Here is a 734-nt window from a genome sequence, read left to right as displayed (position 1 = left end):
CCGCGCACGGCTCGGCGCTCGGTGACGACGAGGTCGCGGCGACCAAGCGGGTGCTGGGCTTCGACCCGGAGCAGTCCTTCGAGGTCTCCGACGAGGTCATCGGCCACACCCGCGGCGCGCTGGAGCGCGGCCGGCAGGCCCGGGCCGAGTGGGAGAAGTCCTTCCAGGAGTGGCGCAACAACAACCCCGAGCGCGCGGCCGAGTTCGAGCGTGTCGCCGCGGGTGAGCTGCCCAAGGACTGGGAGTCGGCGATCCCCGTCTTCGAGCCCGGCAAGGGTGTCGCCACCCGTGCCGCCTCCGGCAAGGTCCTGCAGGCCCTCGGCGCCGTGATCCCCGAGCTGTGGGGCGGCTCCGCCGACCTCGCGGGCTCGAACAACACGACGATCGACAAGAACAGCTCCTTCCTCCCGGCGGACAACCCGCTCCCGGAGGCGGACCCGTACGGCCGCACGATCCACTTCGGCATCCGCGAGCACTCCATGGCCGCGGAGATGAACGGCATCGCGCTGCACGGCAACACCCGCATCTACGGCGGTACGTTCCTCGTCTTCTCCGACTACATGCGCAACGCCGTCCGACTCTCGGCGTTGATGCACCTGCCGGTGACGTACGTGTGGACGCACGACTCCATCGGTCTCGGCGAGGACGGCCCGACCCACCAGCCGGTCGAGCACCTGGCCTCGCTGCGCGCGATCCCCGGCCTGAACGTGGTCCGCCCGGCGGACGCCAACGAG

Annotated in this window: 1 pseudogene; it reads left to right on the top strand. The window is 71.0% G+C overall.

Features of this window, described 5'->3' with window-relative positions:
* Window positions 1-734: pseudogene (locus EHS43_RS45455) on the top strand (transketolase); the annotation flags it as partial.

Origin of the sequence: Streptomyces sp. RP5T, assembly GCF_003933965.1 — a bacterium.
Classification (GTDB): domain Bacteria; phylum Actinomycetota; class Actinomycetes; order Streptomycetales; family Streptomycetaceae; genus Streptomyces.
This window is presented reverse-complemented; position numbering and strand designations above follow the sequence as displayed.